This is a genomic window from Micromonospora sp. NPDC003776 (assembly GCF_053605645.1).
The window spans coordinates 1-1,228 of sequence record NZ_JBSGJR010000963.1 but is presented as its reverse complement, the minus strand read 5'-3'; the positions used below and the strand labels follow the sequence as shown (position 1 = coordinate 1,228).

The 1,228-nt window shown below is 74.4% G+C and carries 2 protein-coding genes; both read right to left on the bottom strand.

The window, feature by feature from the left end:
- Positions 1-130: 130 nt before the first annotated feature.
- Positions 131-523, bottom strand: coding sequence for a DUF3040 domain-containing protein (locus ACWEVO_RS36740; RefSeq protein WP_452311983.1), 393 nt, complete (start codon positions 521-523; stop codon positions 131-133).
- A gap of 115 nt (positions 524-638) precedes the next feature.
- Positions 639-1,228: DinB/UmuC family translesion DNA polymerase (locus ACWEVO_RS36735; RefSeq protein ID WP_452311982.1), on the bottom strand; the 590-nt coding region annotated here is incomplete at its 5' end.

The window sequence follows — 1,228 nt, the reverse complement described above, 5'->3', positions numbered from 1 at the left end:
CCCGCTCTCGTTGCCTCGACGAGTTGTGGGGCTGTCCCGGCCGGGACAGCCACTCTTCGCGTGAACAGTCAGGTGCGCGGCGGAAGGCGCGCAGGGGGAATCGACGTGTGCCGTCCGGGACGGGACGTGGTCAGCGGTGCCCCTCCGGGCGCTGCCGCCAGCGGTCCTCCATCCGGTCGAGGAAGGAACCCCGCCGGCCGGTCCGGCCGCGGGTCCGACGGCTGGTCGTGCCGCCCACCACGTGCAGGTCGGGCGACTGCGAGCGGCGGTGCGACTGCACCGCGTAGATCAGTGCGGCCAGCATGACGACGAAGCCCGCCACGGCCACCGGGGTCGTCTTGATCACGGCACCGTAGATCAGCAGGGCCAGACCAGCGATGACCACCACGGCAGCGACGAGCACGCGACGCCGCGCGTGGAAACGCGGGTCGCTGGCGCGCACGGCCGAGGCGAACTTGGGGTCCTCGGCAAGCGACCGCTCGATCTGCTCGAACAGCCGCTGCTCGTGCTCCGAGAGCGGCACGGCACTCCTCCCCGGTCAGGTGGGTCGGCCCGGGCGGACCGACAGACCGTGGCAGCCAACCGGCTGCTTGCCGTCAAGTCTACGAGGGGCCTCGCGCGTCGGAAAGCGGGACGACCTACGGCCGGGTCGGTTTTTCGACTCGCCGGGGATCACGCTTCCCGAGAAGACTGGCCGGACCTATGACGGACCGCCCGAATCGGGCGGCCGCCGCGTCCGCCGCCGCCTCCGCCTCCCGCCAGCCGCGCTCCGGCTCGCCCAGGGTGAGCTGGCGCGGCGTCTCCTGCGCGGCGGCCAGCCCCTCCACCCGTACGCCGACCAGGCGGACGGGCTCAGCGGGGGCCAGCGCGGTCCACAGGGCCCAGGACGTGTCGAACATCTCCCGCGCGGTGTCGGTGGGCACGGCGAGGGTGCGCGACCGGTTGACGGTGCGGAAGTCCGCCAGCCGGACCTTGAGCGTCACGGTCCGCCCGACCTGCCCGGCCGCGCGCAGCCGGCCGCCGACCTTCTCGGCGAGGGCCAGCAGGGCCCGGCGGATCTCCGCCGGGTCGGTGACGTCGGCGTCGAAGGTGACCTCCGCGCCGATCGACTTCTCCACCTGCTCCGGGGAGACCCGGCGCGGGTCCCGCCCCCAGGACAGCTCGTGCAGGTGGGCCGCGGCGGCCTCGCCGACCGCCCGGCGGAGCAGGCCGAGCGGCGCCTCGGCCA